Genomic DNA, 26,448 nt, shown 5'->3' with positions numbered 1-26,448 from the left:
GTGGTGACGGTCCTCGCCTCCCTGCCGCTGGGCTCCTACGTGGAGTTCCGCCCGAAGCGGCCCGTGATGATCGCCGCCGACCTGGCGCGGTTCGCCGCCGGGGCAAGCATTCCCGTCGCCGCCGCGTTCGGCTTGCTGAGTTTCGCCCAGCTGTGCCTGGTCGCGGCGGTGTACTCGCTCGGCCAGCTGGCCTTCAACGCCGCGTCCCAGGCCAACCTGGTAAATCTGGTGTCCCGCGAGCACGTGGTGGACGCCAACGGCCGCCTGCAGTCCACCACCTGGGCCAGCGTGACGCTGGGTCCCGCGGCGGGCGGCGCGCTGATCGCGGCGCTGTCGGCGGTGGGCACGATCCTGCTCGACGCGGTGTCCTATCTGGCCAGTGCGGCGGCGGTGTGGCGGATCCGTGCCGCCGAACCCGCACCCGCCACGCGCGCCGGCACCTCGCGGCACGCCGAACTCGTCGAGGGCCTGCGGTACGTGGCCTCGCGGCCGACGCTGCGCCGACTCCTGTTGAGCTGGATGGCGTTCGCGGGCTGCGTCGGCATGACCGCCCCGTTGAACACGCTGTTCTACCTGCGGGACCTGCACTTCAGCGCGTGGCAGTACGGGCTGCTCATGGGGGTGCCGTCGATCGGCGGCCTCGTCGGGTCCCGCCTGGCCACGCGGGCGGCCCGCCGCATGGGCACCGTCCGCGCGTTGTGGTGGGCCAGTGTGCTGCGCGGGCCGTGGAACCTGCTCATCGTGTTCGCCTCGCCTGGTGTTGCTGGGCTTGTCATGTGCGGCATCGGTTTCGGCGGCACGCTGTTCTTCGCGTCGCTGGCGAACTCCATCATGGTCGGCTACCGCCAGCTGCGCACGCCCGACCGGCTTCTGGCGCGCGTGGCGACGCTGTGGGCGCTGGCCACGACCGTGGCGCAGCCGCTGTTCATCGCCGCGGGCGGTGCCCTGGCGGTGTGGCTGGGCGATCGCGGGGCGCTGGCGGTGGCCGCCGTGGTCATGGTGGCCACCGCTTTCATCCTGTCGCGAAAGGACGACGCTGCCTCGCCGCGGTGACCGTCAACGGGCGAGGAATTGCGAGACCGCGTCCATCGCCGCGACGACGGCGGCGCGGGATTGGTCGGTGTGGCCCATGGCGTCGAAGCCGTGGTGGCCGTCGGGGACGTCGATGACCGTGAGGTCGGCGCCCGCCGTCTCGGCGGCAAGGCGGAATTCGGGGATCGCCTTGGCGAGTTCGGGACGCTCGCGGCCCACGGTGGTCAGGACGACGGGCGGGGAGGCGGGCGAGATCGCGGAGATGGGGCGGAAGGTGGGTTCCAGGGGTTTGATGAAGTCGCAGAGCTTGGGGTAGGTCAGGGCGACGCAGCGTAGCCATTGTGGAGGGTGGGTGAGGTAGGGGGCGACCATGGGTGCGCCGCCAGAGAAGTGCCACAGCGCCAGGCGGTCGCCGTCGACGCGGGGGTGGGCGCGGATCTCGGCGATCGCGGCGCTCAGCCTGGCCGCCGAGGACGCGTCGTCGAGTTCGCCAAGGGAGTGTTCGATGACGGCGCCGACCCAGCCGCGTTGCGCGGCGAGCGACCCGTAGCCGCGGTACAGCGGCCAGAGCCGTGGGCTGCCAAAGTCCCGCGAGAAGGGCATGCCGTGGACGAAGACGATCGCCGCCGACGGGGCCTGGGTGTCGGGAAGGTAGTAGTCACAGTGGTCGGTGGTCTCGGGGGCGCGCTCGTCCACGTCGAGTACGAAGGGCGCGAGGGTTGGGGGCTGGACGGTCATCGCGCCACCGTAGCGCCGCCCGGCGGGCCATCCCCACTCCTTGCCGCGTGTTCGGTGGTCGCGGCGTGCAACTCGTTCAGGACGCCGCGGGCCTTCGTCTCCAGCACCGCCAGTTCGCGGGCGCGGGCCAGGTTCGCCGCGCGTTCGGCTTGGCGGCGGGCCTGGGCGAGGTGGCCCGCGCGGTGGTGCGCGGCGGCCAGGACCGTGAGCATGTCGACCTCGATGGTGTGCAGTCCGTGCGCGAGCGCCGCCGACAGGGCCCGCTCGGCGAGGTCGATGGTGCGGTGGGGGTCGGTGCGGGGGACGCTGGCCAGGGTGGCGGTGCAGTAGGCCAGCGGGATCGGGGATCCCACGCCGCGCGCCAGGGCGACGGCGCGTTCGGCGAGCTCCAGGGCGGCCTCGGGTTCGCCGCGGGCGATGTGGACCCGCGCCTTGGTGTCGATGATGGACATGTCGGAGTGGACGTTGTCGCGCCCGCGGGACAGCTTGAGGCCCCGGGTGGCGCATTCGAGGGCGCGGTCGAGGTTTCCCGCCGCGGCGTGGGCCAGGGCGAGGTTACACAGGATGGTTTCGGTGGGGTGGCCCAGTTCGGCGACGTAGATCCGCGCCGCCTCGTCGAAGCACCCGATCGCCTCGTCCAGCCGTCCATTGTCGAGGCAGATCAGGCCGAGGCCGTTGAGGCTGGAGGCGACGTCGGTGGGGTCGCCGTCGCGCCGATGGCGCTCCAGGGCCAGGCGGGTGTATTCGGCGGCCTCGCCCAGTCGGCCCGCCCTGATCAGGGTGCCGCCGATGGTGCCCAGGACGAAGGGAACGCGGCCCAGTTCGTCGCCGTCGCCCAACAGCCGCAGCGCGGTGGCGAACTCGCCGACCGCGGCGGTCACCTCGCCGCGCGATTCCGCCAGGTGGCCCAGCATCACCCGCATGGCCGCCTCGGCCTGCGGGTCGCCGAGCCGCAGGGCCGCGTCCAGACCCGACCGTCCGATCTGGTCCATCGCGTCGAATTCGGCGCGCCGCAACAGGCGCCCGTGCATGGCGTCGGCCAGCAGGTGGACGGTGGCGTCGCGCGAGGGGTCGGCGGCGGTCACCGCCGCGGCGAGGTTGTCCATTTCGGATTCGAACCAGCCGTCGGCGGCGTCGGCGTCGCCGGGGCGGAAGGGCTCGACGCCCGCCGCCGAGGCGGGCAGCACCCGGCGCACCCGATGCAGCGGCTCGAATTCCGCGGCGTGGTGCGCCGAGTGCAGGTAATAGGAGTACAGGCGGGTCGTCGCCGCCTCGATCCGCGCACCCGACAGGTCGTCGCGGGCGCGTTGCCGCACGAACAGCCGCAGCAGGTCGTGGAAGCGGTAGCGGTCCGCGGCGGCGGGCTCCACGATGTGAGTGTCGGCGAGCCGTTCCAGGACGTCCTCGGCGTCCACACGCGACATTCCGGTGAGCGCGGCGACCGCCGCGGCGTCGAAGTCGGGGCCCGGGACCAGGCCGAGCCGAAGCAGGACGTCGCGCTGCGGCGCGGGCACCTCCCGCAGCGACACCTCGAACGCCGCGCCCACGCCGCGGCTGCCCAGCTCCAGCTCGGACAGCGTGCGGGTGAGGTCGGCGAGCCGATCGCGCAGCCGCTCGACCGTCCAGTGTCGGCGGCTCTTCAGCCTGGCCGCCGCCATCCGCACCGCCAGCGGCAACCGTCCGCACAGCTCCACCACGTCGGCCACCGCCGCCAAATCGCCCGCCGATTCCCGCCCGGCGACCCGGTCGAACAGGTCGATGGCCTCGCCGAGCGTCAACACGTCCAGCGACACCAGCCGCGCGTCGTCCAACCCGACCAGGCGGCGACGGCTGGTGATCAGCAGCCGGCTCTCGGCGGCGGCGGGCAGGAGCGGGCACACCTGGTCCTCGTCGGCGGCGTTGTCCAGCACGATCAGCACGCGCTTGTCCGCGATGGCGCTGCGGAACAGCGCCGCGCGCTCGTCCACATTGTCGGGAATGGACGCACCGGTGTATCCGAGGCCGCGCAGCAGGCGATCCAGGGCCTCTCCGGGAGGCAGCGGCGGGACGTCCGGCGAGAACCCATGCAGGTCAAGGAAGAGCTGCCCGTCGGGGAACTCGCCGCGCAGCCGGGTGGCGGCGTGGATCGCCAGCGCGGTCTTGCCGACGCCGGCCATGCCGTCCATCGCGGTCACCGCCGCGCTCGCCGCCCCCGGCCGGGCGCCGCGCACCAGTTGGTCCACCAGGTCGGCGCGCCCGGTGAAGGTCGCCACGTCCGCCGGCAGCTGCGCGGGGACGTTCGCGGCGGGCGCCCGGGCCGGCGACGGCGCGGCCAGTTCGGGGTCCTGGCGCAGGATCTGCCGGTGCAGCCGGGTGAGCCGCGGCGTCGGTTCGTTGCCCAGCGCCTCGCGCACCCGCTCGCGCAGCTCGCCGTAGCGCCCCAGCGCGTCGGCGGGCCGGTCGGCGCGGTACAGCGCCAGCATCAGCTGGGCGACCAGGTTCTCCTCCAGGGGGTGACGGGTGACGGCCTCGTCGAGCTCCGCGCCCACCTCGACGTGGCGGCCCAGCGCCAGCTCGGCGTCGAAGCGGCCCACCAGTGCCTCGACGTGCTCGCCGTCCAGCCCCTGGCGCACCCGCCGCGCCCACGGACCGTCCACACCCGACAGCGCGGGCCCGTTCCACAGCCCGCCCGCCTCGCGCCACAGCTCAACGGCCGCACCATGATCGCCGCGATCGGCGGCGGCGCGCGCCCGGTCCGTCAGCCCCCGGGCCCGAAACACGTCCACCTGGTCGTCGGCGACCTGGAGCACGTATCCGTCGGGGCCGCCGCGCGACAGGTTCGCCGCCGGCCCCAACAGATCCCGCAACCGGGCGACGTGTTTGTAGACCACCCCGCGCGCCGAGGCTGGAGCCCGGTCGCCCCACACCCGGTGGATCAGGACCTCGTTCGTCAGGGGCCGCCCCCGCGCCAGCACGAGCGCGGCCAACACGCAGCTTTGCTTGGGGGGACCGGCCTTCACCCACGATTCGCCCGTGGCGACGCGCACCGGCCCCAGCAAACGCACCAGCATGGGGGCTCTCCTGGGGGGGTCGTAACGCCGTATTGGCAAAGAAACTACCCGGGAGACTGACGGAAGGTATCGGGAAGAACCCGGCATCGGCGCCACATCACACCAAAACGCGCCCGGCGAATCCGTGCCTTTTCCGCCGTTGGCTCGCGTGCAATAAGCTCGGCGCGTGGACCTGGACGCGTATATCGCCGAGCACGACGGCGAATGGAGACGGCTCGACCAGTTGTCGCGCGCCGGGCGCCGACACTCCGGCGGCGAGATCGACGAGCTGCTCATGCTGTATCAACGCGCCTCCACCCACCTGTCAATGGTGCGCAGCAGGATGCCCGACCCGCTGCTGGTGGCGCGGTTGTCGCGGCTGGTGTTGCAGGCGCGCAGCGCCATCACCGGCACCCGGGCGATGGGCTGGCGCACCGTCGTGCGCTTCTTCACCCACATGTTCCCGGCGGCCTGTTACAAGGCGGGTGGCTGGTGGGCGGCGTCCAGCGCGGTCTTCGTCCTCATCAACGCGATACTGATCTCTTATGTGGCGTCGAACCCGTCGGTGCAGACGACGATCATGCCGCAGGACCAGATCAACGCCCTGGTCAACACGGGATTCGAGCAGTACTACTCGCAATACCAGAACCAGAACTTCGCGCTGGAGGTCTGGACGAACAACGCGCAGCTGGCGGGCATGGCGCTGGTCGGCGGCGCGCTCATCGTCCCGACCCTGTGGGTGTTCTGGCAGAACGCGCTCAACACCGGCGTGATGGGCGGCATCATGATCGGCAACGGACGCGCCGACATCTTCTTCGGGCTCATCGCCCCGCACGGCCTCCTCGAGCTGTCGGCCTTCCTGCTGTCGTTCGCCGTCGGCCTGCGGATCGGCTGGTCGTGGATTTCCCCGAAGCCGGGGCGCTCGCGCGGTCAGTCGCTGGCCGAGGCCGGGCGCGCCGGCGTCGTGGTGGCGCTGGGTCTGGTGCTGGTGCTGGCGGTGGCCGGATGCATCGAGGGTTTCGTGACCCCGAATCTGCCAACGGTCGTCGCCGTCCCCATTGGAGTTTTGGCGCTGGGCGCCTTCGTCACCTACGTGGTGATGCGGGGCCGCGCCGCCACCGCCGAGGGCTACACCGGTGACCTGGACGCGGATCTGCGCGAGGCCACCGCCACCGTGAACCCCACCCGGGTTTGACAGTCGCGGGTAGCTTGTGCCGACCCACGTCGGATGGGGAGGTTGGCGCCCCGGCCTCCCCGGCGGGCCCCCGCTGTTTCCTCTCTCCTCCCTTGCGGACGGCGCGTCACCATGCGGCGTGGTCGCGAAAAAGGGCGGTGAACCCGAGTGTGGGTTCACCGCCCGTCTCGTCGCGGGACAAGACGATCAGTACCGGTAGTACTCCGCCTTGTAGGGGCCGTCGGCGTCGATGCCCAGGTACTCCGCCTGCTCCGGGGTGAGCCGGGTCAGCTTGACGCCCAAGGCATCCAGGTGAAGCCGGGCCACCTTCTCGTCCAGCTTCTTGGGCAGCGTGTACACGCCCAGCGGGTACTGGTCGGTGGAGCCGAACAGCTCGATCTGGGCCAGCACCTGGTTGGCGAAGCTGTTGCTCATCACGAAGGACGGGTGCCCGGTGGCGTTGCCCAGGTTGAGCAGCCGCCCCTCCGACAGCACGATGACGGTGTGGCCGTCGGCGAACCTCCACTCGTGGACCTGAGGCTTGATCTCGGTCTTGACGATTCCGTCCAGTTTGGCCAGTCCGGCCATGTCGATCTCGTTGTCGAAGTGGCCGATGTTGCCGACGATCGCCTGGTGCTTCATGCGCGACATCTGCTCGGCGGAGATGACGTCCTTGCTGCCGGTGGCGGTGACGAAGATGTCGGCGATGCCGACCACGTCGTCCATGGTGGCGACCTGGTAGCCGTCCATCGCCGCCTGCAGCGCGCAGATCGGGTCGATCTCGGTGACGATCACCCGGGCGCCCTGGCCGCGCAGGGATTCGGCGCAGCCCTTGCCGACGTCGCCGTAGCCGCACACGACCGCGACCTTGCCGCCGATCAGGACGTCGGTGGCGCGGTTGATGCCGTCGATCAGCGAGTGGCGGCAGCCGTACTTGTTGTCGAACTTGGACTTGGTCACCGAGTCGTTGACGTTGATGGCCGGGAACAGCAAGCTGCCCGCCTTCGCCATCTCGTACAGGCGGTGCACGCCGGTGGTGGTCTCCTCGGTGACGCCGCGGAGCTCGGCGGCCATCCGGCGGAACTTCTGGTCGTCCTCGGCGGCGCAGCGCGCCAGCAGCTTCAGGACGATGGCGAATTCCTCGGTGTCGGCGGTGGAGGAGTCCGGCACGGCGCCGGCCTTCTCGAACTCGACGCCCTTGTGGACCAGCAGCGTGGCGTCGCCGCCGTCGTCGAGGATCATGTTGGGTTCCTCGTCGCCCCAGTCCAGGGCCTTGTCGGTGCAGTCCCAGTACTCCTCGAGGGTCTCGCCCTTCCAGGCGAACACCGGGATGCCTCGCGGGTCCTCGGGCGTGCCCTCCCCGACCACGATGGCCGCGGCGGCGTGGTCCTGTGTGGAGAAGATGTTGCAGCTCGCCCAGCGCACCCGCGCGCCGAGGGCCGCGAGGGTCTCGATCAGCACCGCCGTCTGCACGGTCATGTGCAGCGAGCCGGTGATGCGGGCGCCGGCCAGCGGCTGGGTCTCGGCGAACTCGCGGCGCACCGCCATCAGGCCGGGCATCTCGTGTTCGGCGAGCCGGATCTCCTTGCGGCCGAACTCGGCGAGGCCCAGGTCGGCGACGGCGTAGTCATCGGGCTTGAGGGTCATCGTCATGCCCAGCATGCTAGTGCTCGACCCCGGCGGGTGAGCACGGCGGCCGGTGCGGATGGGCCGCGCCACCTCGTCGATGCGCGATCGGCCGCGGGTGCCGGATTTTCCCTGACATGACTTGCCATGGCGCGCAAGACCTTTGTCGTCTTCCCGACAGTTCTTGGCCATAACCAAAGTCCCCGCAAGTCGTTACGAGGGACCTCAAGTCCGACAAATGGCGCATATCTTTCCGCATCGGACGCGTCGCGGGGTGATTTTCTCGAAATTTTCGAGGGAAAACGGCTACCGGGGTTGCGCCCACCCCAGGGGAATCTGCGACGATAGGCCAATGTCCCAGCAGCCCTCCAATTCCTTCTTCGACAAGTCAACGACTCAACCCGAATTCGCCAATGTGCTGCGCGGCTATGACCGCTCCCAGGTGGACGACTTCGTCCAGCGGGTGAACGCGGCGCTGTCGCAGACCGAGAACTCCCGCGGCGAGGCCGAGGCACGCATGACCGACGCGCAGCGTCGACTGCGCCAGGCCGAGCAGCGGGTCACCGGACTCGAACAGCGGCTGGCCGAGCAGGCCCAGCAGCTGGAAGAGAACAGCCGCCCCACCCTGTCGGGGCTGGGCACCCGCGTCGAGCAGATCCTCCGGCTCGCCGAGGAACAGGCCAACGAGCACCGCGCCGAGGCGAAGCGCGAAACCGAGGGCATCCTGTCCTCCGCGCGGCTGGAAGCCCGCGAGATCACCGACGCCGCTCGCGAGGAGGCCAACGGCTTCAAGCAGGCCGCCGAGCGCGAGGCCAGCAACACCCGCACCGCCTCCGAGCGCGAGGCCGCCGAGCTGCGGGTGCAGGCCCGCCGCGAGGCCGAGACGCTGCGCGCCGACGCCGAGCGCGAGACCAAGCAACTGCGCACCTCCACCGGCCACGAGGTCGCCGAGCTGAAGGCCAGTGTGGAGCGCGAGGTCGCGAGCCTGCGGGCCACCGCCGACCGCGAGATCACGCAGCTGCGCGCCAAGGCCGCCAAGGACGCCGAGGAGAAGCGCGCCGAGGCGGCGAAGCTGTTCGCCGACGCCAAGGAGAAGCGGGACAAGGAGCTCCAGGCCCTGGACCTGGAGATCGCCGAGCGCCGCGAGAAGGCCGAGCGCGAGGAGTCGGAGCGTCACGCCGAGGCGATCGCCGCGACCCAGAAGCTGGTCACCGAGGCCGAGACCCGCGCCCGCACCGCCGAGGAGCGGGCCCGCGAGATCGACGCCGCGGCCGAGTCCCGCCGCCTGGAGTCCGACAAGTACGCCAAGGACACCACCGAGAAGGCCAAGTCCGCCGCGGACAAGGCCGTCGCCGACGCCAAGTCCGAGGCGACCCGCATGGTCGCGGACGCCAAGGCCGAGGCCGAGGAGACCACGACCAAGGCCCGCAAGGAGGTCGAGAAGCTGACGCGCGAGCGCGACAGCGTCCAGTCCACTTTGCGCAACATGATGTCGAACCTGCAGGGCATCGGCCTGGGTGGCCTCGCCGAGGAGAGCAAGGAAGACAAGGGGTCCAAGAAGAAGGACTCCGACGCCGTTTCGGCCTCCTAACTACGTCGCGGCGGCGGGTGGTGATTACCGCCCGCCGCCGTCTTGTTCCCGTCCGCATCACCGGGGAGTGATCCCCATTGGACACATCTCCGTGACGGAGTCGAACCCGATGTTTTTCGGGGTGGGTGCCGCGAAACCGATAGGTTCGAGCTACCGTCTAAGCGGCAGGTGCTCTCACCCTGGAGGTAGGGCAACCGGGCGGTTGGCTCCCGTCCGGTCATACGGACGGCGAACTAACGATCGTGAGCTGTCCCGTCATATCGGCTGTGACGGGCGGTTTCGCGTGTGAGGATGGGGCTTATGTCGCATGGCGGTGGCGCAGACTTCTTCGGCAGCCTGGGCGAGTCAGGCAGCACGGACCGCGGGTTCGAGCAGGCCTTGCGCGGTTACGACAAGAAGCAGGTCGACAAATATCTATCCAGTATGGATACCGAGCTGGCCTCGCTGGCCGCCGAGAAGGCGGAGGCGCTGGCCCAGGTCGACCGGCTGGTCATGCAGGTGCAGCAGCTCCAGGCCCAGGTGCAGGAGGTGCGGCGCCGCGCCGCCGTGGGTGAGAAGGTCACCTTCAAACACCTCGGCGCCCGGGTGGAGCACATCCTCACCCTGGCCGAGGAAGAGGCCGAGGCCATCAAGCACAAGGCCATCGAGGACGTGGCCACCGAGCGCGAAGCCGTCGAGAAGATGCGCGCCCAGGTGAAGGCCGAGACCGAGAAGGCCCGCCACGACTTCGAGACCGCCCTGGCCTCCCGCCGCGCCGCCGCCGAAAAAGCCGAAGCCGATCGGCGCCACATCGTCGACGCCGAGATGAACAAGCGCGCCCAGCAGGCCCAGAAGCTGGTCAACGAGGCCACCGAGAAGGCCGCGCGCATCCAGGCCGAGGCCGAGCAGTCCGCCGACCAGATCCGCAAGGCCGCCGAGGAGCAGGCCAACAAGCTGGCCGCCCAGGTGGACCGGCTGCGGGCCGAGGCCCAGGCCAACAAGCAGGAGTCGGAGCTGGAGGCCGAGCAGGTGCGCCAGTCGGCCGCCACCCAGGCCGCCGAGACCATGGCCAAGGCCAACGCCGAGGCCGAGAAGCTGCGCTCCGACGCCAAGACCGCCTCGGAGCGGATTCGCACCGAGGCCCAGCAGACCGCCGACAAGTTCCAGAAGGAGACCGAGGCGGTCGCGCTGACGGTGCGCGCCGAGGCCGAGGCCGAGGCCACCCGGCTGCGTTCGGAGGCCGAGAGCCAGACCGAGCAGCAGCGGGCCGCGGCCGCCGCCAAGACCGAGGAGGCCGAGCGCAAGCTGTCCGAGGCGTCCGTGGTGTACGACAAGCGGGTCGCCGAGACCGAGCAGCGGACCTCGACGATGACGGCCGAGGCCGAGGCGAAGGCCAAGGAGCTGGTGTCGACCGCCACGGCCGAGGCCGAGCGGCTGGAGCGCGACTCCCGGCAGAAGTCCGCCGAGCTCACCGCCGCCGCCAACGCCGAGGCCGAGCGGGTGCTCACCGAGGCCAAGGCGGCCGCCGACAAGCTCACCTCCGAGGCCAAGTCGAACGCCGAGCGGGTGACGTCGGAGGCCCGGGCCGCGGCCGAGAAGCTGTCCACCGAGTCGCGGGCCACCGCCGAGCGCCTCACCTCCGAGGCCAAGGCGGCCGCCGACAAGCTCACCGCCGATTCGACCGCCCGCGCCGAGGAGCTCACCACCCGCGCCGACACCGAGGCCCGCGACCAGGCGAACAAGGCCGAGGCGTACGCCAACAACGTCACCGAGGAGGCCGAGAAGCGGATCGCCGCGCTGACCGCCTCCACCGAGGAGAAGTCCGCCAAGCGGGTCGCCGAGGCCGAGGCGAGGGCTACCCAGATCGAGTCGGAGGCCAAGACCGCCGCCGAGCAGCTGGTCGCCGACGCCGAGAAGCGCGCCTCCAACGTCCGCAAGCGCGCCGAGGACGGCGCGCGTTCGGCCGCCCAGACCGCCCGCCGCGACGCCGAGGCGATTCTCGGCACGGCGCGGGCGCAGGCCAAGAAGCTGGTTTCCGAGGCCAAGCAGGGCAAGCCGCCGGTGGACGACCCGACCGTCGAGATCGCCACGGCCGATGTGGACGCCGAGATCGACGCGCACGACGCGCAGGAGTCATCCTCCAACCAGGACATTCGCCCCGAGCAGCGCAACAACCGCGGCCACGGCGGCAATGGCAACGGCAAGAAGAAGAACCGAGGAAACCGCAACAACGGAAATCGGGGCCGCAATAACCAGCCCCCCGGCGGGTCCGACTCCCCATCGGAGTCCAATGCGGTGCAGACTGGATCACGCACGGCCTGATCCAGACGCGGTCGTGTCCGTAGCGTGCTAGGGAGCGACCGCCCATGAAGTTCCGTCGGAAGAAGCAGCCCGCCGAGCCCGCGTCCGCGCCCGAGGCGCCGGACGCGGAGCCGCGCTATGGCCACGCCGGCGCGCCGTTCACCCGCTCGTGGTTCCACAATGGTTTCTTCCTGGGGCTCGGGCTGCTGCTGGCGTACCTGCTGTACCTCAGCGTCCAGGTCACGCTGTCGTGGCTGATCATCATCGCGGTGGCGGCGTTCCTGGCCATCGGGCTGAATCCGCTCGTGGTGCGCATCCAGAGGTGGGGAGTGCCGCGCGGCGTGGCCGTGTCGATGGTGTGCCTGGCGGCGGTGCTGGTGCTGTGCGGGGGCTTCTTCGCGCTGGTGCCGCCGGCCATCACGCAGGGCGCCCAGTTCATCAAGGAGCTTCCCGACTACGTCACGAACCTCAGCCACCAGAAATGGCTGATCAACCTGGACAAGAAGTTCGACCTGCTCGATCAGCTGAAGGCGGCAGCCAAGGGCATCGACACCAAGACGGTGATCAACACCGCCGGCGGGGTGGCGTCCATTCTGGGCGTCGCGATCGGCACCGTGGTGGACGGCTTCATGATCGCGCTGTTGACGATCTACTTCCTGGTGTCGTTCAACCGCATGAAGGACGGGTTCTACAAGCTGCTGCCCGCCTCGCGCCGCGAGCGGGCGTCCAAGCTGGGCGACGAGATCCTCGCCAAGGTCGGCGCGTATACCGTTGGGGCGCTGGGCATCGCCGCCACCGCGGGCGTGTCGTCCTTTGTGTTCATGATCATCGCGGGGATTCCGTTCGCCATCGCCCTGGCGTTCGTGGTGGCCATTTTGGACCTGATCCCGCAGATCGGCGCCACCCTGGGCGCCGTGGTGGTGACGCTCGTCGGGCTCACGCAGGGCGTCTGGGTCGGGCTCGCCGCGGCGATCTTCTTCATTCTCTACCAGCAGTTGGAGAACTGGGTCATCTACCCGACCATCATGCGCCGCTCGGTGAAGGTCACCGACCTGGCCGCGATCCTCGGGATCCTGGTCGGCGCGGCGCTTTTGGGGGTCGTCGGGGCACTGTTGGCGGTACCGACGGTGGCGGCGATCCAACTCATTGTTCGCGAGGTTTACATTCCGCGCCAGGACGCTGCCTGACCGAAGTTGTCACACCCAACTGTGGCACGCCGGGCCCCACGTACATTAGGGTTCCCGTTGGGGCCAGGCAACACGAGAGTGGAGGTGAATATGCCCGCGGTATCTACCGCCGGAGCGGTTCATCTGGCTCGTTTACTGCATCGAGACTCCGCAGCCAGTGTCTACACCGGAACCCTTGGAGACAGCCGAACCCCCGTCGTGGTGACCCTCGCCCATCAACGGGTGGACGGCGCCGCCCGGGAGGTCTTTCTGGACTGGGGATCGCGGCTCACTCATCTGTCGGCGCACCCGCACATCGCGGCGGTCGCGGCCGTCGGGCTCACCGAGAAGGCGTGCCCGTACGTCGCGGTGCAGGCCACCCGCACGACCCTGGCCGACGACCTGCGCGAGACCGGGCCGTTGCCGGCCGGGCAGGTGCGGGCGCTGGGCGTGGCCCTGGCGGACACCCTCGCCACGATCCACACCGCGGGCCTGATTCACGGCGCGCTGCAGCCGGCCACCATCCTGTCGGGGCCCGGCCGCAAGCTGATGATCGCCGGGTTCGACGCCACCGCACCGGTTCTGGCCCACAGCCTGCCCGCCACCGCCTACTCGGCGCCGGAGCACCTGGAGCCCGCCAAGGCGGGGACGCTGTACGCCAGCCCGTCGGCCGACGTCCACAATCTCGCGACGCTGCTGTACGCGGCGCTCGGCGGAACCCTGCCGTGGCTGGCATCGCAGGGCCAGGACGTCACCGATCCCCTGCTGCGGGCCGCGCCCGTGCCCGACATTCCGGGCGTCTCCATCGCGCTGACCGACGTGCTCGGCATGGCGATGAACTCCGACCCCAAGCGGCGGCCCAGCGCCGCCGACCTGCGTGACCGACTGGCCAGTGTGGACATATCCCGCCCGCTGGCGGCGGGCGCCCGCCCCAAGGTCGCCTGCGTCGACCTGGTGCCGCGTTCGGGCCCGCGGCCCACCCCGCTGCCCGGCGGCGCCGACGTCGCGCTGCCGTCCAAGCAGAAACGCAAGCGCCGCATGCGTTTGACCCGCTCGTTCAAGGTGGCGATGGCGACCGCGTCCACCTTCCTGGTCGCCGCCGCGGCGGGCCTGGCCACCTTCGCCGTCACGCACGCCGACCCGGCACCGCCGTGCCCCAGCGACGCCGCGATCGCCTCGGCGGTGAAGGACCGCTACGGCCAGGTCAGCATCACCGCCAAGCGCTGCACCGAGTCCAGCTACGTCGGGGTGGTGGCCCAGGTGCCCGCGCACAAGCGCGACAGCGCCGACACCGTCACGAAGCGGATCGCGCTGCACAAGGAGGACGGCGCCTGGAAGGTGCTTCCCGACTGCGACAAGTCGCTGCCCCACGGCATCCGCGACTACCTGGATTGCGACTGAGGCGGTCCGGGTACCTCCTTGTCGCCGAAGGCGGCGACGGTGCGGTCGGCGTAGGCGCTGGTGTCGCCGAACTCCATGGGACCGTCCCATTCGGACGGAAGCGGCGAGGCCGACGGATTGAGCCGTCGGACGATCGCGTCCAGCACCAGCTCGGCGTGGCCGACCCACAGGTGCTTGCCGCGCTCCACCCCCACCACCTCGGCCCGCGGTACCGCGGCGAAGCGGCGCCGCGCCTCCTCGGGCCGCACGTAGTCGTCGAACTCGGGCACCAGGGCCACCAGCGGGCGCCCGTCCGCGGCCCAGGCCGCCAGGTCATCCTCAGTGGAGTATCGCAGCGGCGGCGACAGCAGGATCGCCCCCGCCACCAACGGGTCCCGCCCGTACTTGAGCACCAGGTCGGACCCGAAGGACCATCCCACCAGCCACACGTTGGGCAGGTCGTTGAACTCGGCGTACTCGATGGCGGCCGCCAGGTCGTAGCGCTCGCCCTCGGCGTTGTCGAAGGCCCCCGTGCTGGTGCCCTGGACGCTGGAGGTGCCGCGGGTGTTGAACCGCAGCACCGCGATGTCGGCCAGCGCGGGCAGCCGCCACGCGGCCTTGCGGTAGATGTGACTGTCCATCATGCCCCCGTGGGTGGGCAGCGGGTGCACGCAGATCAGGGTGGCCCTGGGCGGGTGGTGTTCGGGCAGGGCCAGCTCCGCGACCAGGTGCTGTCCGTCCGCGGTGTCCAGGGTGAGCGGCTCGCGGCGGGCGGGCAGGATCGAGTTGGCGCGCAGTTTCGTCACGCCCGCCAGTGTCTCAAGCGCCCCGGTGTGACGTGGCCCTTATCCTCGGCGCGGGCGGCGGACGGTGGGCGAGCGGCGGCCGCGGGCCCGCCAGCACGGGGAGTGCCAGTGACGGCGTTCGTCGGCGGCGCCGTCCACGGGCCAGGCCACGATGTGCGCGACGCCGGGCGGGATCTCCTGGTCGCACCCGGGGCAGCGGTACGCCTTGTCGGAGTGGCCGCCGGGGATGCCGCGCACGTACCAACCGTCCTCAATGCTCTGGATGCCGCCGCGCGCGTGCCCACCGACCGGGCCCGGCTCGGGCGCACGGCGATGGCGGCGGGGACTCATACGCACAGATTAACCGCGCGTCGGTTCAGCGCTTGCGGACTCCCAGGGTGACGATCTTCTCGATGATGCGATTGTGGACGTCCTTGCGCTTCATCGACATCAGCGGGATCACCTGGGGCAGGCGGCGCTTGGCGATGGCCTTGGCGAAGGCGAACTCGCGCAGGCCGTCGGCGCCGTGGGCGCGGCCGTAGCCCGAGTCGCCGACGCCGCCGAAGGGCAGCGAGGGCACCGCGGCGAAGGCGAAGCCGGAGTTGATGGACGTCATGCCCGACAACATGCCGCGGGCCAGCCGCACCGCCGAGCGCCTGGCGAAGACGGCGCCGCCCAGCCCGTAGCCGAGGGCGTTGGTGCGGCGCAGGGCCTCGTCGGCGTCACGGACGCGGTTGATGACGAGGACGGGGCCGAAGGTCTCCTCGGTGACGGCGGGGTTGTCCTCGGGGACGTCCACCAGGATCGTTGGGTCCACATAGGGGGGACGAACGGCCTCGGGGCCGCCGAGCGCCACCTCGGCGCCGCCGTCCACCGCGGCCTGGATGTGGCGGGCGATCACGTCGACCTGGCGGGGCATGGTGATCGGTCCGATGTGGGCGTCGTCGCCGTCGCCGACCCTGATGGCGGCCGCGCCCGCGACCACCCGCTTGATGAACTCCTCGGCGACCGACTCCACCACGTACGCCCGCTCGATGCCGGTGCACGACTGGCCCGCGTTGGTGAAGGCGGCCCAGACCACGTAGTCGGCGGCGGTGTCGAGGTTGGCGTCGGCGTCGACGATCGCGGCGTCCTTGCCCCCGCCCTCGATGAGCACGGGGGTGAGCCGCTCGGCGGCCGCCTTGGCGACCTTCTTGGCGGTGGCGACCGAGCCCGTGAAGGCGATCTTGTCCACATCGGCCGAACACAGCATGCCGCCGACGTCGCCGAGACCGTGTACCACCGTGACGATCGGGCGCCCCACCACGTCGGCGATGACGTCGGCGATCCACTGCCCGACCGACGGGGTGTACTCGCTGGGCTTGAACACCACCGTGTTGCCCGCGGCCAGGGCGTAGATGATCGAGCCCATCGGCGTGTGCAGCGGATAGTTCCACGGCCCGATCACCGCGACCACCCCGTACGGGCGGTACTCCAGGTACGAGGCGTGGTCCATGAGGTCCAGCGGCGTGGGAACCCTGCGCGGCCCCAGCACCCGCCTGGCGTGCTTCGGCGCCCACTTCAGGTGCTCGAAGCTGGTGGCGATCTCGGTGAAGGCGTCCGACACGCTCTTGCCCGTCTCGGCGCGGATCACCGCGACCAGCTCCCTGACCCGCCGCGCCATCTCCGCCCGGCAGGCCAACAACAGCCTGCGCCGCCCCGCGAACCCCAGGTTCGCCCACCACTTCTGCAGCTCCCGTGCCTCGGCGACCGCGGTGTTCACCGCCCGCTCGTCGGCCACGGCGTGGCGCCCGACCTCGGCGCCGGTGCCCGGGTGGGTGGAGACCAGGAAGCCCTCGTCGATCGTGGGTGCGGTCGCGGTGTTCATGCCACTTACCTTAGAGAGAAATGGAACCCCGAACAATACTCACGGGTAACCAAATCGGGCGGCATGGCACACTCGCGGTCATGACTGTTGAGATCAACACCGTCGGGGTCGTCGGGCTGGGCATCATGGGCGCGGGAATCGCGGAGGTCTTCGCCCGTGCCGGTCTGAACGTGCTCGGACTCGAGGTCGACGACGCCGCTCTGGAGCGCGGCCGCCAGCACGTGGCCAAGTCGCTGGGCCGCCAGGTCGCCAAGGGCCGCATCGACGAGGCCACTCGCGAGGACATCCTGGCCCGATTCACCTTCACCACCGACTTCGCGGCCCTGGGCGACGCCGACGTCGTGGTCGAGGCGGTTCCCGAGCGCATGGAGCTGAAGACGCCGCTGTTCGCGCGCCTCGACGAGGCGTGCAAGCCCGACGCGGTCCTGGCCACCAACACCTCCTCCCTGCCGATCACCGAGATCGCCGAGGGCACCAAGCGGCCGGCGGCGGTGCTGGGCATGCACTTCTTCAACCCCGCCCCCGTCATGAAGCTGGTCGAGGTGATCCGCACCGTCCACACCGACGCCGCGGTGGTGGCGGCGGTGCAGCAGCTGGCGACGCGGCTGGGCAAGACCCCGGTGACCGTCGACGACCGCCCCGGCTTCGTGGCCAACCGCCTGTTGCTGGGCTACCTGAACCAGGCCGCGAAGCTGGTCGGCGCGGGCGAGGCCACCAGCCAGGAGATCGACGCGGCGATCAGGACCACGGGGCTCCCCATGGGGCCGTTGATGCTGATGGACGTCGTCGGGCTCGACACGTGCGTCGAGGTGCTGGACTGCATCTTCAAGCGCGGCGGCGAGTCCCCCCGCCACGAGGCGGCGCCGATCCTGCGGCGGCTGGTGGCGGACGGGAAGCTGGGCCGCAAGTCGGGCGCGGGTTTCTACGACCACTCCGCCGAGATCCCCACGGTCGAGCTGGACGAGGCGCGCCGCGCGGCGCTGGTCGCCGAGCTGATCCCGCCCCACGTGGGCGAGGCCCAGGAGATGGCCGACTCGGGTTACGCGTCACAGGCCGACATCGACACGGCCATGAAGCTGGGCTGCGGCTACCCGGACGGGATCTTCGGCCTGCTGCGCCGCTAGGGCCCGCCGGGGAACCCCGTGTCCACACTGGCCCGAGATCGTCGAAGCCACCGTAAAACGGTGAGACCTCGGTGGTGACGGTGGCGCCGCGGGGTTTTCGGTGCCGTCGAACACGTCGGTCAGGAACTCGATGAGTTCGGCCGCGCCCCTGGCGATGATGAATCCTCGGCAGCTTCGGGACGGTCGACCAGTCGATGGATTTGATGGATGACACCGGTCACCAGTATCACCAAGGCTATGGCTTGGGCGATCACTCCCGTGTCGGCGAGACTTTCGAGGTCCCCCAGCTGCATCGGCAGCACCAGCATGAGCACCAATGCGGCCACGGCGATCGCTCCACCGACGAATGACGCGAACGGACGAAACGTCCCGATGAGAAGGACGACGATCATCGTCGTGAATGTCAACATCAACGCTATGTTCGGCACATGCAGGGACAACGCGACGGTGTGGATGTGTTCGCCGTCTTCGTACAGCGGCAGCAGTGACACCGCGAGGAACGCGATCGCCGCCGGTCCGTAGAGCCGTGCGTAGACGGCGAAGCGCTGGCGATAGGCGAACGCTTCGTGTTCAGCCGTCAGTTGCTCGAGGGTGGGAATCAACATGGGACCACTTTCATGGTGACCGGCAAGGTGTGCGGACCAAGATATCGGCAGTTGACGAACGTTCGATTGTCGAACCGACATGTTTCGAACCCGGTTACCGCGGCAGTATCCTCGGCGCATGGCATTGATCCATAAGGCAACTCTGCGCCCCACCAAGCTTGAACTGCTGGCCGACTGGCTGCCCGGACGTGACTGGTACACAGGTACGGCGGGTGAGGTTTCGCGGGTGAACACCTTCCGTTTCGATGACCCGGACGGAGCGGTGGGGATCGAGACGATGCTGGTTCGGGTCGGCGATGGGCCGGTGCACCAGGTGCCGCTCACCTACCGGGAGGCACCACTGGACGGCGGCGATGAGTGGCTGTTGGGCACGGCTGACCATTCGGTGCTGGGTGAGCGCTGGATCTACGACGGAGTCGGCGATCCGGTGTACGTCGCGGCTTTGGCGAGCGCGATTCTGGGAAACACCGGCCAGGCCGAGCAGTTCATCGAGGTCGATGGGCGGCTCGACCCTCGCGAGCTCAGTATGAGCATCGCCAGCAGCGCGGGCTCGAAAACGGCGGTGCCTGATGTGGGGGCGATCCAGCACGTTACCGGGGGTGATCCGACAGTGATCGTGACGGATGCCGTTGAGCTGGCGGTCGTACGCCGCCTTGACGTCGGTTCCGAACTGGACGGTGTCGTGCTGACCGGCAGTTGGTCCGGCCCATCGACGCCGTGGCCATTGGCGTCCGCGACGGTACGCCACCACCCTCAATGAGGTTCTCCCCCAACAGGACGATCCCCCGCCCTTCGACGGGGCACCTCAAAGCCTGAGGACAGGGCCGGTACCGAACATGCGGGTGGCGGCCGGTGGACCGGGAACACCGCCTGTTTGCGGTCACCACGTTCCTTGGGAGGCGACAGCCCGAATGAGCACACCGCGCCGCCCATCAAACGCAAGCCCTCGCGAAACGACGGCTGCGCCACCGCCAGACGCACCGACTCCGCATCAACGACCTAGGCGAAGGTGAAGGGCGCCAGCACGAAGATCGCCACCAGCGCGCCGCCGATGCATGCTCCGATGTGGACGGGGCGGGCGCGGATGCGGTGGCGCACCGCCAGCCATCCCGTCACGATCGGTATGCCGGCGAAGACGCCGACGAACACCACCACGAGGGCCGCGGCCTGGCGCATCGCCTGGACGTTGGCGCTGCCGCCGCCCAACAGCAGACCCGCGCCGATCGCGGCGGCGGCGCCGACGATCGCGCCGACGATCGCGGCGACCGGCAGGGCGCGCTTGGGCGGGGCGAAGGGGAGCTCGCCGCGCTGCACCAGGGCGATGGTGCGCTTGGTGCGCGCCAACAGGGAGCGGACCTCGGCGGCGGACTCCAGCGGTTCGGAGGAGTCGGGCGGCGGGGTCATGCCGGTGTGTTTGGTGCCGATGTAGGCGGTGAGACGGCGCCAGATGTCGGCGCTGGCGTCGTCTGTCTCGGCGACGAGCTTCTTGGCGGCGTCGGCCTCGCGGGCGGCCTGGTCGCGGCCGGCCACGGCCTGCTGGGCGCCGTCGCGGACCTCGTTGACCTCGGCGCGGTAGCGGGCGGCGGCGGAGTCGCGGCGGTTGCTGGCATCCACCACGGCGCTGGTATAGCGGGCGCACGCGGCGCGATAGACGTCCATAGGGGACTCAGTGCTCATCGGCCGGGCTCCCCGCCAGCATGTTGTCGACTGTGGGCAATACGGCGTCAGTGTCGTAGGGAATCAACACCTCCGGTTGACGGTGGACGGCGCGGTCGAAGAACAGCCCGCGGCGCAGCCGGGGGTACCAGGGCGGGCCGCCGGGCTGGGGCGACAGCGGCGCCAGTTCCGGACCCTGGACGTCGAGTGCCACCCAGGCGTCGATGGCGTCGAAGCGGGCCGCGAAGCCGCCCAGGTCCTCGCGCAACCGCGGCACCGAGCGCCACCAGCCGATCGTGTGCACGCGCCGCTCCGGGCCGCCCAGCAGCATGGCGCGCAGGCGTTCCCGGCCCGCCGCGCTGAAGGATGCGCCCGCGGCGTCCACCGCGTACAGCATCACCAGGTGGGGGCGGTCGGTGGGATGCTCGGTCCACTCGGCCACCACGTCGTCCAGCTTGTCGCGCCAGTCCACGATGGCGCCGGTGGCGTCCAGGGCACCGGCCAGCCGGTAGGCGCGGGCGGCGGCGTCCGGGTCGAGGCAGCAGATCGTCACCCGGGCGTCGTGGTGGCGTGCCACCGACAGCGCGGCGCTGGCCATCACGTCGCAGGCCTCGACGATGCGGGTGCCGACAATGGCGAGGTTGCGCCCGGGGGTGCGCGACAGGCGCAGGCTGGCGGAGCGCGAGGCCACGTCGATGGCCTGGCCCAGCACCGCCACGGGCGCGGCGTCGGCGGTGGAGGCGACGGGCGGCTCGGGCAGCACCGGCACGTGGTCGCCGTCGAAGAGCAGCGGCGAGTCGTTGTCGGCCGGGCGTTCGCGCCACAGCTTGTCCTGCAAGGGATCCCAGACGCGCCGGTCGCTGGCGTTGGGCAGCCGCACCACGCGGTTGGCCTGGGTGACGCCGGAGTCGGAGTTCACCACGGCGTGGTAGCGCGGGATCTCCTCGGCGAGGGCGTTGGTGTCGGCCAGGAGCCTGCGCGCCTTGGGAAGCGCGATGCGCAGCGTGAACTGGGCGATCAGCGAGGGGCGGCCCCACAGCGCCTCGATGCCCGCGACGTCCTGGCTGGCCAGCACGAGGTGGATGCCCTGGGAGCGGCCGCGGCGGGCCAGGTCCTCCAGCAGCGCGACCGCCTCGGCGGCGACGCCGTCGCGTCCGTCCAAAAGCACCTGGAACTCGTCGATGACGGCCATGATGCGCGGCCAGCGGCCCTGCGGGTCGACGGCGCGCAGCTCCTCCAGCTTGGTGGCCTCGTGGCGCTTGGCGGCCTCGGCGCGGCGCCGCAGCTCGTCGCGCAGGTAGCGCAGCAGGGCGAGGCCGAACTCGCGGTCGTCGTTGATGTTGACGCCCACCAGGCGGACGTGCGGCAGCCAGCTGGGGTCGCGCTTGCCGCTGGCGAAGCGCGCGAAGGACACGCCCTCCTTGAAGTCCAAAAGGTACAGTGCGAGCTCGTCGGGGTGGTATTTCGAGGCCAGCGCGCCGATCCAGGCGTACAGCAGGTTGGTCTTGCCCGAACCCGAGGGCCCGCCGATCAGGGCGTGCGGCGGGTTGTCGCCGAGCACCAGGTCGGCGAGCCGGCCGTCGGCGCCCTCTCCGATCGGGACGGACAGCTCCGCGGCGGAGCTGGCCGTCCAGGTCTCGCGCGGCAGCAGGTCGGACAGCCGGGTGGGCTGCGGGCCGGCGGAGTGGCGCTCGGCGATCAGGCGGCAGGTGCCGCTCACCAGGGGCGCGGGCGGCGCGGGGTCGAGCCGCAGCGCCGCCTCGCCGGTGAGGCTGGAGTGCTTGGCGCTCAAGGTTTCGGTGTGGGTGGAGTCGTCGGCGTCGTCGCCGATGACGATCAGGTGGACGCCGCAGGCCACTCCGGTGCGGCGGATGCGCGACAGCTGGGCGCGCTGGTCCTTGGTCCACTCGGCGGGCTCGGCGCCCAGCAGCACCAGGACGCGCCAGGGTTCGGGGCGGCGGCCGGTGGCCTGGGCGAGCTCGCGCAGGCTGGCGTGGTCGCCGGCCAGGACGGTGGCGTTGATGCGGCGGACGTGCTCGACGTGGTCGTCCAGCATGTCCGACAGGCCGTGGGGGCCGACGAAGTTCAGCAGGCCGGCCGGGGCCAGGGGCGCGAAGCCTGCCAGGCTGCCGCCCAGCCGCTCGGGGTCGTAGACGGTGAGCCGTACCGCGCCCGGATCAGTGCATCCCAGGCAGCGCAACAGGATGCCGGGCAGCGCGGCCTCGGCCGCCGTGGCGATGCGCAGGTGGGCGTGGTCGAGCAGGGGCATCAGGGCCGGTGGGCGGGTGTCGTCGCCGCCCGAGCCGATGGTCAGGCCGCCCACCCGCAGCAGCGGGGCGGGGCGGCGCCGGTCGAAGGTCTCAATGGTCCACTGTCGCCAGTCGGCGCCGGCGGCCCCGTAGGACAGGGTCTCGGTGAGCCGCAACAGCTCCGACACCGCCGAGTCGATGTCGGACTCGGCCCGGTCGGTGATGTCCGAGACGACCTTGCGGTGGGTGGCCGTCAGCCGCGCCTGGCGGTCGCGGGCGGTGTCCATCGCGGCGGTCGCGTTGTGCTTGGCCTCGCCCGCGCGCTGGGCGGCGCGCTGGGACAGCACCCGGGCCGCGCCCCGGGCGAGTGACAGGTCCCGCGCCACCTGCGCGGACAGGCGGGTACGCCATCCGGCCATCAGCTGTCCTTCCGGGTCTTCTCGCGTTCGCGCAACAGCGACGCCACCACCACCGGCCCGGCCGCGGCCGCGTCGACGGGGTGGGGCTTGGCGTCGGTGCGCTTGCCCTCGGCGTCGCGGTGCTCGTGGGGCAGGCTGCAGGCGCCGTGCAACTGGGCCAGCGCCACGTCCGCCGGGATCTTCGGCAGCACCTTGGCCAGGTCCGCGCGGACGATGCCGCGCAGCCGGTCGTCGTCCCTTGTGGTGGGAGAATGCCCGAGGATGTCGGAGGCCAGCCCACGGATCATCGGCCACGACAGCCCGGGAAGGCGGGAGCCGCCGGAAGCCCCGGCCACCAGCAGCCGGTCGCGATACGCGTCGCGGTCGCCGCGCCGCGCGGCGTCCACCAGTTCAGAGAACAGCTTCGTCACCGTCACCTCGCCGGGTTCGGTCCGGGCATCGCCTTCCGATATCGCGTTGACCCGCTGCCGCCACCAATCGGTGCTTCCCGGCGCCACCACCGCCGGTTCGGATGTATTCACAGATGGCGATTCATCTACTTTTTTAACTGTAGACACGCCGATGGACTCCAGATAGTCGTCCAGCTGACTGCGGGCGGAGCGAAGTTTCCGCAACGCGGCGTCGACGTGTTCCCGCGCCTGCGACAGCCGCGGCACGCCGGCGGGCTCGATCGATTCGCGCATCGCCGCGGTCAGCCCGGCGTGGGCCTCGTTGAGCTTGTCGGTGGCGAGTTCGACATTGGGCACCGGCAGCTCGGCGGCGATCCCGCGGACGGTGGCCCCCAGTGTCTCTATATCGGACATAACAGTGTCGCCGCGTAGGCCTCGGCCTGTTCGTTGGCGGCCTGGGTCGCCGCCATCGCCTGCTCGAGCTCCTGGGTGGCCTGGGCCAGGGCGGCCTGGGCGCCGGTGACCGAGGCGTGGGCGCTACCCTTCAGGATCGCGCCGAGCGCCTGCTGCGCCGCCTCGAGCCGTTCGGTCGCGCCGGAGATCGCGGCCTGTCCGTCCTTCACCTGCTGCATGGCGGCGGTGATGGCGGCCTTGAGTTCCTCGACGCTGATATTGGACACGATTTTCATTCTTGCGGATGGCGGGACCGAAAAGCGTCCGCCGCGCGACACCTGGGCCGCCCGAACTGTCGGATTGCCGACACTGGTTCACGCCTGAATGTCACCCGATCGCCGTAGGCTCGCGGCCATGAGCGCACACTCCACGCACGCCGAGATCCGGCGGTTCGCCCTGTCTCTTCCCGAGGCCTGGTCCGACACTCCCTGGGAGGACGACGAGGTGGTCAAGGTGCGCAAGAAGATCTTCGCCTTCCTCGGCGGGCCCGAGTCGACGACGCTCACGGTCAAGCTGCGCGAGGCCCACGGCCACGCCATGAGCATCGACGGCGCCAAGCCCGCGGGCTACGGCCTGGGACGCAGCGGCTGGGTGGTCGTCCCCGTGGACGCCGACGGGGTGGACGCCGACCTGTTGCGCGACTGGGTCGAGGAGAGCTATCGCACCGTCGCCCCGGTGACGCTGGTGCGCGAGCTGGACGCCTAGCGGTCGCTCCGGGCCCGCGCGCGGGCGCCGGTAGGGTATCGCCCATGCGTCTCGTCGTCGCCCGTTGCTCGGTGGACTATTCCGGGCGGCTCACCGCCCATCTCCCCATGGCGCCGCGCCTGCTGATGCTCAAGGCCGACGGCAGCATCCTGGTGCACGCCGACGGCGGCTCCTACAAGCCGCTGAACTGGATGACGCCGCCGTGCGCCGTCACCGAGGACGAGGGACTGTGGACGGTCACCAACAAGAAGTCGGGTGACACGCTGCGCATCACGATCGAGGAGATCCTGCACGACTCCAGCCACGAGCTCGGGGTCGATCCCGGGCTGCGGAAGGACGGGGTCGAGGCGCACCTCCAGGAGCTGCTGGCCGCCGACCCCACGCCGCTGGGCGACGGGTACTGCCTGGTGCGCCGGGAGTTCCCCACCGCGATCGGGCCCGTGGACCTGATGTGCCGCGACCCCGAGGGGCTCAGCGTCGCCGTGGAGATCAAGCGGCGCGGGGAGATCGACGGGGTCGAGCAGCTGACGCGCTACCTCGAGCTGCTCAACCGCGACCCACTGCTGGCGCCCGTGCAGGGCATCTTCTGCGCGCAGGTCATCAAGCCGCAGGCGCGGGTGCTGGCGGAGGACCGCGGGATCCGTTGCGTCACCGTGGATTACGACGCGCTGCGCGGCACGGTCGACGACTCGCAGCCGACGTTGTTCTTATCCGACCTCGCCGTCGGACGCCCTCCCGATCGCCACGTCCTCGAAGGGCTTGCGGGGGTCGTGCAGCTCGCCGAGCTGCACCGTCTCGCGCTTGGTGAACAGCGCCAGCGTCCAGTCGGCCACCACCCGGGTCTTGCGGCCCAGACCGGGCACCTTCATCAGGTGATAGCTGCGGTGCATGAACCAGGCGATGATGCCCTTGCCCTTGAAGCCGTAGACGTGCGCGACTCCCTTGTGGAGCCCGAGGCTGGCGACGGATCCGACGTACTTGTGGCGGTATTCCGTGGGGGGCTTGCCGAAGCGGGACTGCACGATGTTGTCGGCCAGCACCTTGGCCTGGCGGACCGCGTGCTGGGCGTTGGGGGTGCAGTACTCGCTGAAGCCCGACAGGTCGCGCACCTGCGCGGAGTCGCCGGCGCCCCAGGCGCCCAGCACCACGCCGTCGTCGCCCTCGACCTCGAGGGTGGGGCGGCAGCGCAGGTGTCCCTTGGGGCCCAAGGGAAGGTCGGTGTCGCCCAGCATCGGGTGCGGCTTGACGCCCGCGGTCCACACGATGGTGTCGGCGTCGAATTCGTCCCCGTCGGACATAACGACGTGCCCGTCCACACACGACTTCAGCATGGTGTTGAGCCGGATGTCCAGGCCGCGCTTGGTGAGGCGGTCCACCGCGTAGGCGCCCATGACGGGGCCGACCTCGGGCAGGATGCGCTGGGTGGCCTCGATCATGACCCAGCGCAGCTCGGAATCGTCGAGTTCCTCGTAGTACTTGATGACGTCGCGGGTCATGTCCTCCAGCTCCGCCATCGACTCCACGCCGGAGAAGCCGCCGCCGATGACCACAAAGGTCAGGGCGCGGCGCCGGACCTCGGGGTCGGTGGTGGCCGCGGCGACGTCGAAGCGCTGCAGGATGTGGTTGCGCAGGAAGATGGCCTCGCCCATGGACTTGAAGCCCACGGCGTTTTCGGCCAGGCCCGGGATGGGCAGCGTGCGGGTGACCGAGCCCGGCGCGACCACGATCTGGTCGTACTCGATCTGCTTGGACGGCCCGACGATGGGCTGGACCGTGACGGTCCGCCGCGCGTGGTCGACGCGGGTGACGCTGCCGGTGACGATGCGGCAGCGCGTCAGGGCGCGGCGCAGCGGGATGACGCCGTGGCGCGGCGAGATGTGTCCGGCCGCGGCCTCGGGCAGGAAGGGCTGGTAGGTCATGTGCTGCTGTGGATCGACGACCATGACTTCGACGTCCCCGCGCCGAATGTCCGCGCGCAGTTTGCGCGACAGGCGTTCGGCGACGTAGAACCCCACGTGTCCGGCCCCGACGATCAGTATGCGTTTCACCCCCACATCATCTCTCGGGTGCCGGGGGTGTGGCCTCCGATTGTCAGGAGAGTCTCAGCTCGTCTCAGGATTCTCTTCGTTATCGGCGCGGCGGTGGGCGAGCAGGTAGACGATGCCCCACGCGATGCCCAC

21 protein-coding genes and 1 pseudogene are annotated in these 26,448 nt (G+C 70.6%); 10 read left to right on the top strand and 12 right to left on the bottom strand.

All coding sequences use genetic code 11. The features are described from left to right. On the top strand, window positions 1–1,053 hold a 1,053-nt coding region (locus VE172_RS16550), incomplete at its 5' end, for an MFS transporter (protein ID WP_324803039.1). 3 nt (window positions 1,054–1,056) lie between these two features. Here the strand turns inward: VE172_RS16550 and VE172_RS16545 are convergent. Together VE172_RS16545 and VE172_RS16540 are read right to left on the bottom strand one after the other, a co-directional pair. Beyond that, window positions 1,057–1,770, bottom strand: a complete 714-nt coding sequence (locus tag VE172_RS16545; protein WP_324803038.1) for an alpha/beta hydrolase family protein — start codon at window positions 1,768–1,770, stop codon at window positions 1,057–1,059. Further along, window positions 1,767–4,820, bottom strand: a complete 3,054-nt coding sequence (locus VE172_RS16540; protein WP_324803037.1) for an AfsR/SARP family transcriptional regulator — start codon at window positions 4,818–4,820, stop codon at window positions 1,767–1,769. Before VE172_RS16540 ends, VE172_RS16545 begins: the two co-directional genes overlap by 4 nt. Window positions 4,821–4,986: 166 nt before the next feature. On the opposite strand from VE172_RS16540, the gene VE172_RS16535 reads away from it, so the two are divergent. Next, entirely contained in the window at window positions 4,987–5,994 is a 1,008-nt protein-coding gene (locus tag VE172_RS16535) for a stage II sporulation protein M (RefSeq protein ID WP_324803036.1), read from the top strand. A 186-nt stretch (window positions 5,995–6,180) separates the two neighbouring features. Here the strand turns inward: VE172_RS16535 and ahcY are convergent, their stop codons facing one another. Beyond that, window positions 6,181–7,626 (bottom strand): adenosylhomocysteinase, encoded by a 1,446-nt coding sequence (gene ahcY, locus VE172_RS16530; protein ID WP_324803035.1) that lies wholly within the window; start codon window positions 7,624–7,626, stop codon window positions 6,181–6,183. Between the two features lie 325 nt (window positions 7,627–7,951). Between ahcY and VE172_RS16525 the strand changes: the two genes are divergently transcribed. From VE172_RS16525 to VE172_RS16510, 4 genes are all read left to right on the top strand, one after another. Further along, complete coding sequence (locus VE172_RS16525; RefSeq protein ID WP_324803034.1) at window positions 7,952–9,190, top strand: DivIVA domain-containing protein; 1,239 nt, start codon at window positions 7,952–7,954, stop codon at window positions 9,188–9,190. A 300-nt stretch (window positions 9,191–9,490) separates the two neighbouring features. After that, on the top strand, window positions 9,491–11,491 hold the full coding sequence (locus VE172_RS16520) for a hypothetical protein (protein ID WP_324803033.1): 2,001 nt from the start codon (window positions 9,491–9,493) through the stop codon (window positions 11,489–11,491). Between the two features lie 44 nt (window positions 11,492–11,535). Beyond that, window positions 11,536–12,657 carry an AI-2E family transporter gene (locus tag VE172_RS16515; RefSeq protein ID WP_324803032.1) on the top strand — a complete coding sequence of 374 codons (1,122 nt, stop codon included), beginning with the start codon at window positions 11,536–11,538 and terminating at the stop codon, window positions 12,655–12,657. Window positions 12,658–12,747: 90 nt separating this feature from the next. Further along, window positions 12,748–14,037 (top strand): protein kinase domain-containing protein, encoded by a 1,290-nt coding sequence (locus VE172_RS16510; RefSeq protein ID WP_324803031.1) that lies wholly within the window; start codon window positions 12,748–12,750, stop codon window positions 14,035–14,037. Here the strand turns inward: VE172_RS16510 and VE172_RS16505 are convergent. Genes VE172_RS16505 through VE172_RS16495 form a run of 3 tightly spaced genes read right to left on the bottom strand, consistent with a single transcriptional unit; the run spans window position 14,019 to window position 16,668 of the window. Then, window positions 14,019–14,822, bottom strand: coding sequence for an alpha/beta hydrolase (locus VE172_RS16505; RefSeq protein ID WP_324803030.1), 804 nt, complete (start codon window positions 14,820–14,822; stop codon window positions 14,019–14,021). The genes VE172_RS16510 and VE172_RS16505 overlap by 19 nt on opposite strands. Before the next feature lie 39 nt (window positions 14,823–14,861). After that, complete coding sequence (locus tag VE172_RS16500; protein WP_324803029.1) at window positions 14,862–15,152, bottom strand: hypothetical protein; 291 nt, start codon at window positions 15,150–15,152, stop codon at window positions 14,862–14,864. Window positions 15,153–15,177: 25 nt separating this feature from the next. Next, window positions 15,178–16,668 (bottom strand): aldehyde dehydrogenase family protein, encoded by a 1,491-nt coding sequence (locus VE172_RS16495; protein WP_324803028.1) that lies wholly within the window; start codon window positions 16,666–16,668, stop codon window positions 15,178–15,180. Between the two features lie 80 nt (window positions 16,669–16,748). On the opposite strand from VE172_RS16495, the gene VE172_RS16490 reads away from it, so the two are divergent. Next, window positions 16,749–17,792 (top strand): 3-hydroxyacyl-CoA dehydrogenase, encoded by a 1,044-nt coding sequence (locus VE172_RS16490; RefSeq protein ID WP_324803027.1) that lies wholly within the window; start codon window positions 16,749–16,751, stop codon window positions 17,790–17,792. Window positions 17,793–17,911: 119 nt separating this feature from the next. Here the strand turns inward: VE172_RS16490 and VE172_RS16485 are convergent, their stop codons facing one another. Continuing rightward, the gene (locus VE172_RS16485; protein ID WP_324803026.1) at window positions 17,912–18,397 is read right to left on the bottom strand and encodes a hypothetical protein; all 486 of its coding nucleotides are present in this window, start codon (window positions 18,395–18,397) and stop codon (window positions 17,912–17,914) included. A gap of 118 nt (window positions 18,398–18,515) precedes the next feature. On the opposite strand from VE172_RS16485, the gene VE172_RS16480 reads away from it, so the two are divergent. Then, window positions 18,516–19,157 carry a CG0192-related protein gene (locus VE172_RS16480; RefSeq protein ID WP_324803025.1) on the top strand — a complete coding sequence of 214 codons (642 nt, stop codon included), beginning with the start codon at window positions 18,516–18,518 and terminating at the stop codon, window positions 19,155–19,157. Between the two features lie 239 nt (window positions 19,158–19,396). Here VE172_RS16480 and VE172_RS16475 read toward each other — a convergent pair whose 3' ends face one another. The 4 genes from VE172_RS16475 to VE172_RS16460 are packed head-to-tail and all read right to left on the bottom strand — an operon-like array spanning window position 19,397 to window position 23,790. Beyond that, the gene (locus VE172_RS16475; protein WP_324803024.1) at window positions 19,397–20,074 is read right to left on the bottom strand and encodes a hypothetical protein; all 678 of its coding nucleotides are present in this window, start codon (window positions 20,072–20,074) and stop codon (window positions 19,397–19,399) included. After that, window positions 20,064–22,721, bottom strand: coding sequence for an FtsK/SpoIIIE domain-containing protein (locus VE172_RS16470; RefSeq protein ID WP_324803023.1), 2,658 nt, complete (start codon window positions 22,719–22,721; stop codon window positions 20,064–20,066). The genes VE172_RS16475 and VE172_RS16470 overlap by 11 nt, the downstream gene beginning before the upstream one ends. Beyond that, a complete protein-coding gene (locus tag VE172_RS16465; protein WP_324803022.1) occupies window positions 22,721–23,524 on the bottom strand; it encodes a hypothetical protein in 804 nt (267 codons plus the stop codon). The genes VE172_RS16470 and VE172_RS16465 overlap by 1 nt, the downstream gene beginning before the upstream one ends. Beyond that, window positions 23,512–23,790 carry a hypothetical protein gene (locus VE172_RS16460; RefSeq protein ID WP_324803021.1) on the bottom strand — a complete coding sequence of 93 codons (279 nt, stop codon included), beginning with the start codon at window positions 23,788–23,790 and terminating at the stop codon, window positions 23,512–23,514. The genes VE172_RS16465 and VE172_RS16460 overlap by 13 nt, the downstream gene beginning before the upstream one ends. Before the next feature lie 127 nt (window positions 23,791–23,917). Between VE172_RS16460 and VE172_RS16455 the strand changes: the two genes are divergently transcribed. Next, window positions 23,918–24,268, top strand: a complete 351-nt coding sequence (locus VE172_RS16455; RefSeq protein WP_324803020.1) for an MmcQ/YjbR family DNA-binding protein — start codon at window positions 23,918–23,920, stop codon at window positions 24,266–24,268. 44 nt (window positions 24,269–24,312) lie between these two features. Further along, window positions 24,313–24,957 (top strand): annotated as a pseudogene (nucS, locus tag VE172_RS16450) (endonuclease NucS); the annotation flags it as partial. Window positions 24,958–24,975: 18 nt separating this feature from the next. Here nucS and VE172_RS16445 read toward each other — a convergent pair. Then, window positions 24,976–26,322 (bottom strand): NAD(P)/FAD-dependent oxidoreductase, encoded by a 1,347-nt coding sequence (locus tag VE172_RS16445; RefSeq protein ID WP_349258417.1) that lies wholly within the window; start codon window positions 26,320–26,322, stop codon window positions 24,976–24,978. Between the last annotated feature and the right edge of the window lie 126 nt (window positions 26,323–26,448).

The organism is Stackebrandtia sp. (genome assembly GCF_035643755.1).
Taxonomy (GTDB): domain Bacteria; phylum Actinomycetota; class Actinomycetes; order Mycobacteriales; family Micromonosporaceae; genus Stackebrandtia.
The sequence above is the reverse complement of the archived record's forward strand: the minus strand, read 5'-3'. Positions and strand labels throughout refer to the sequence as shown.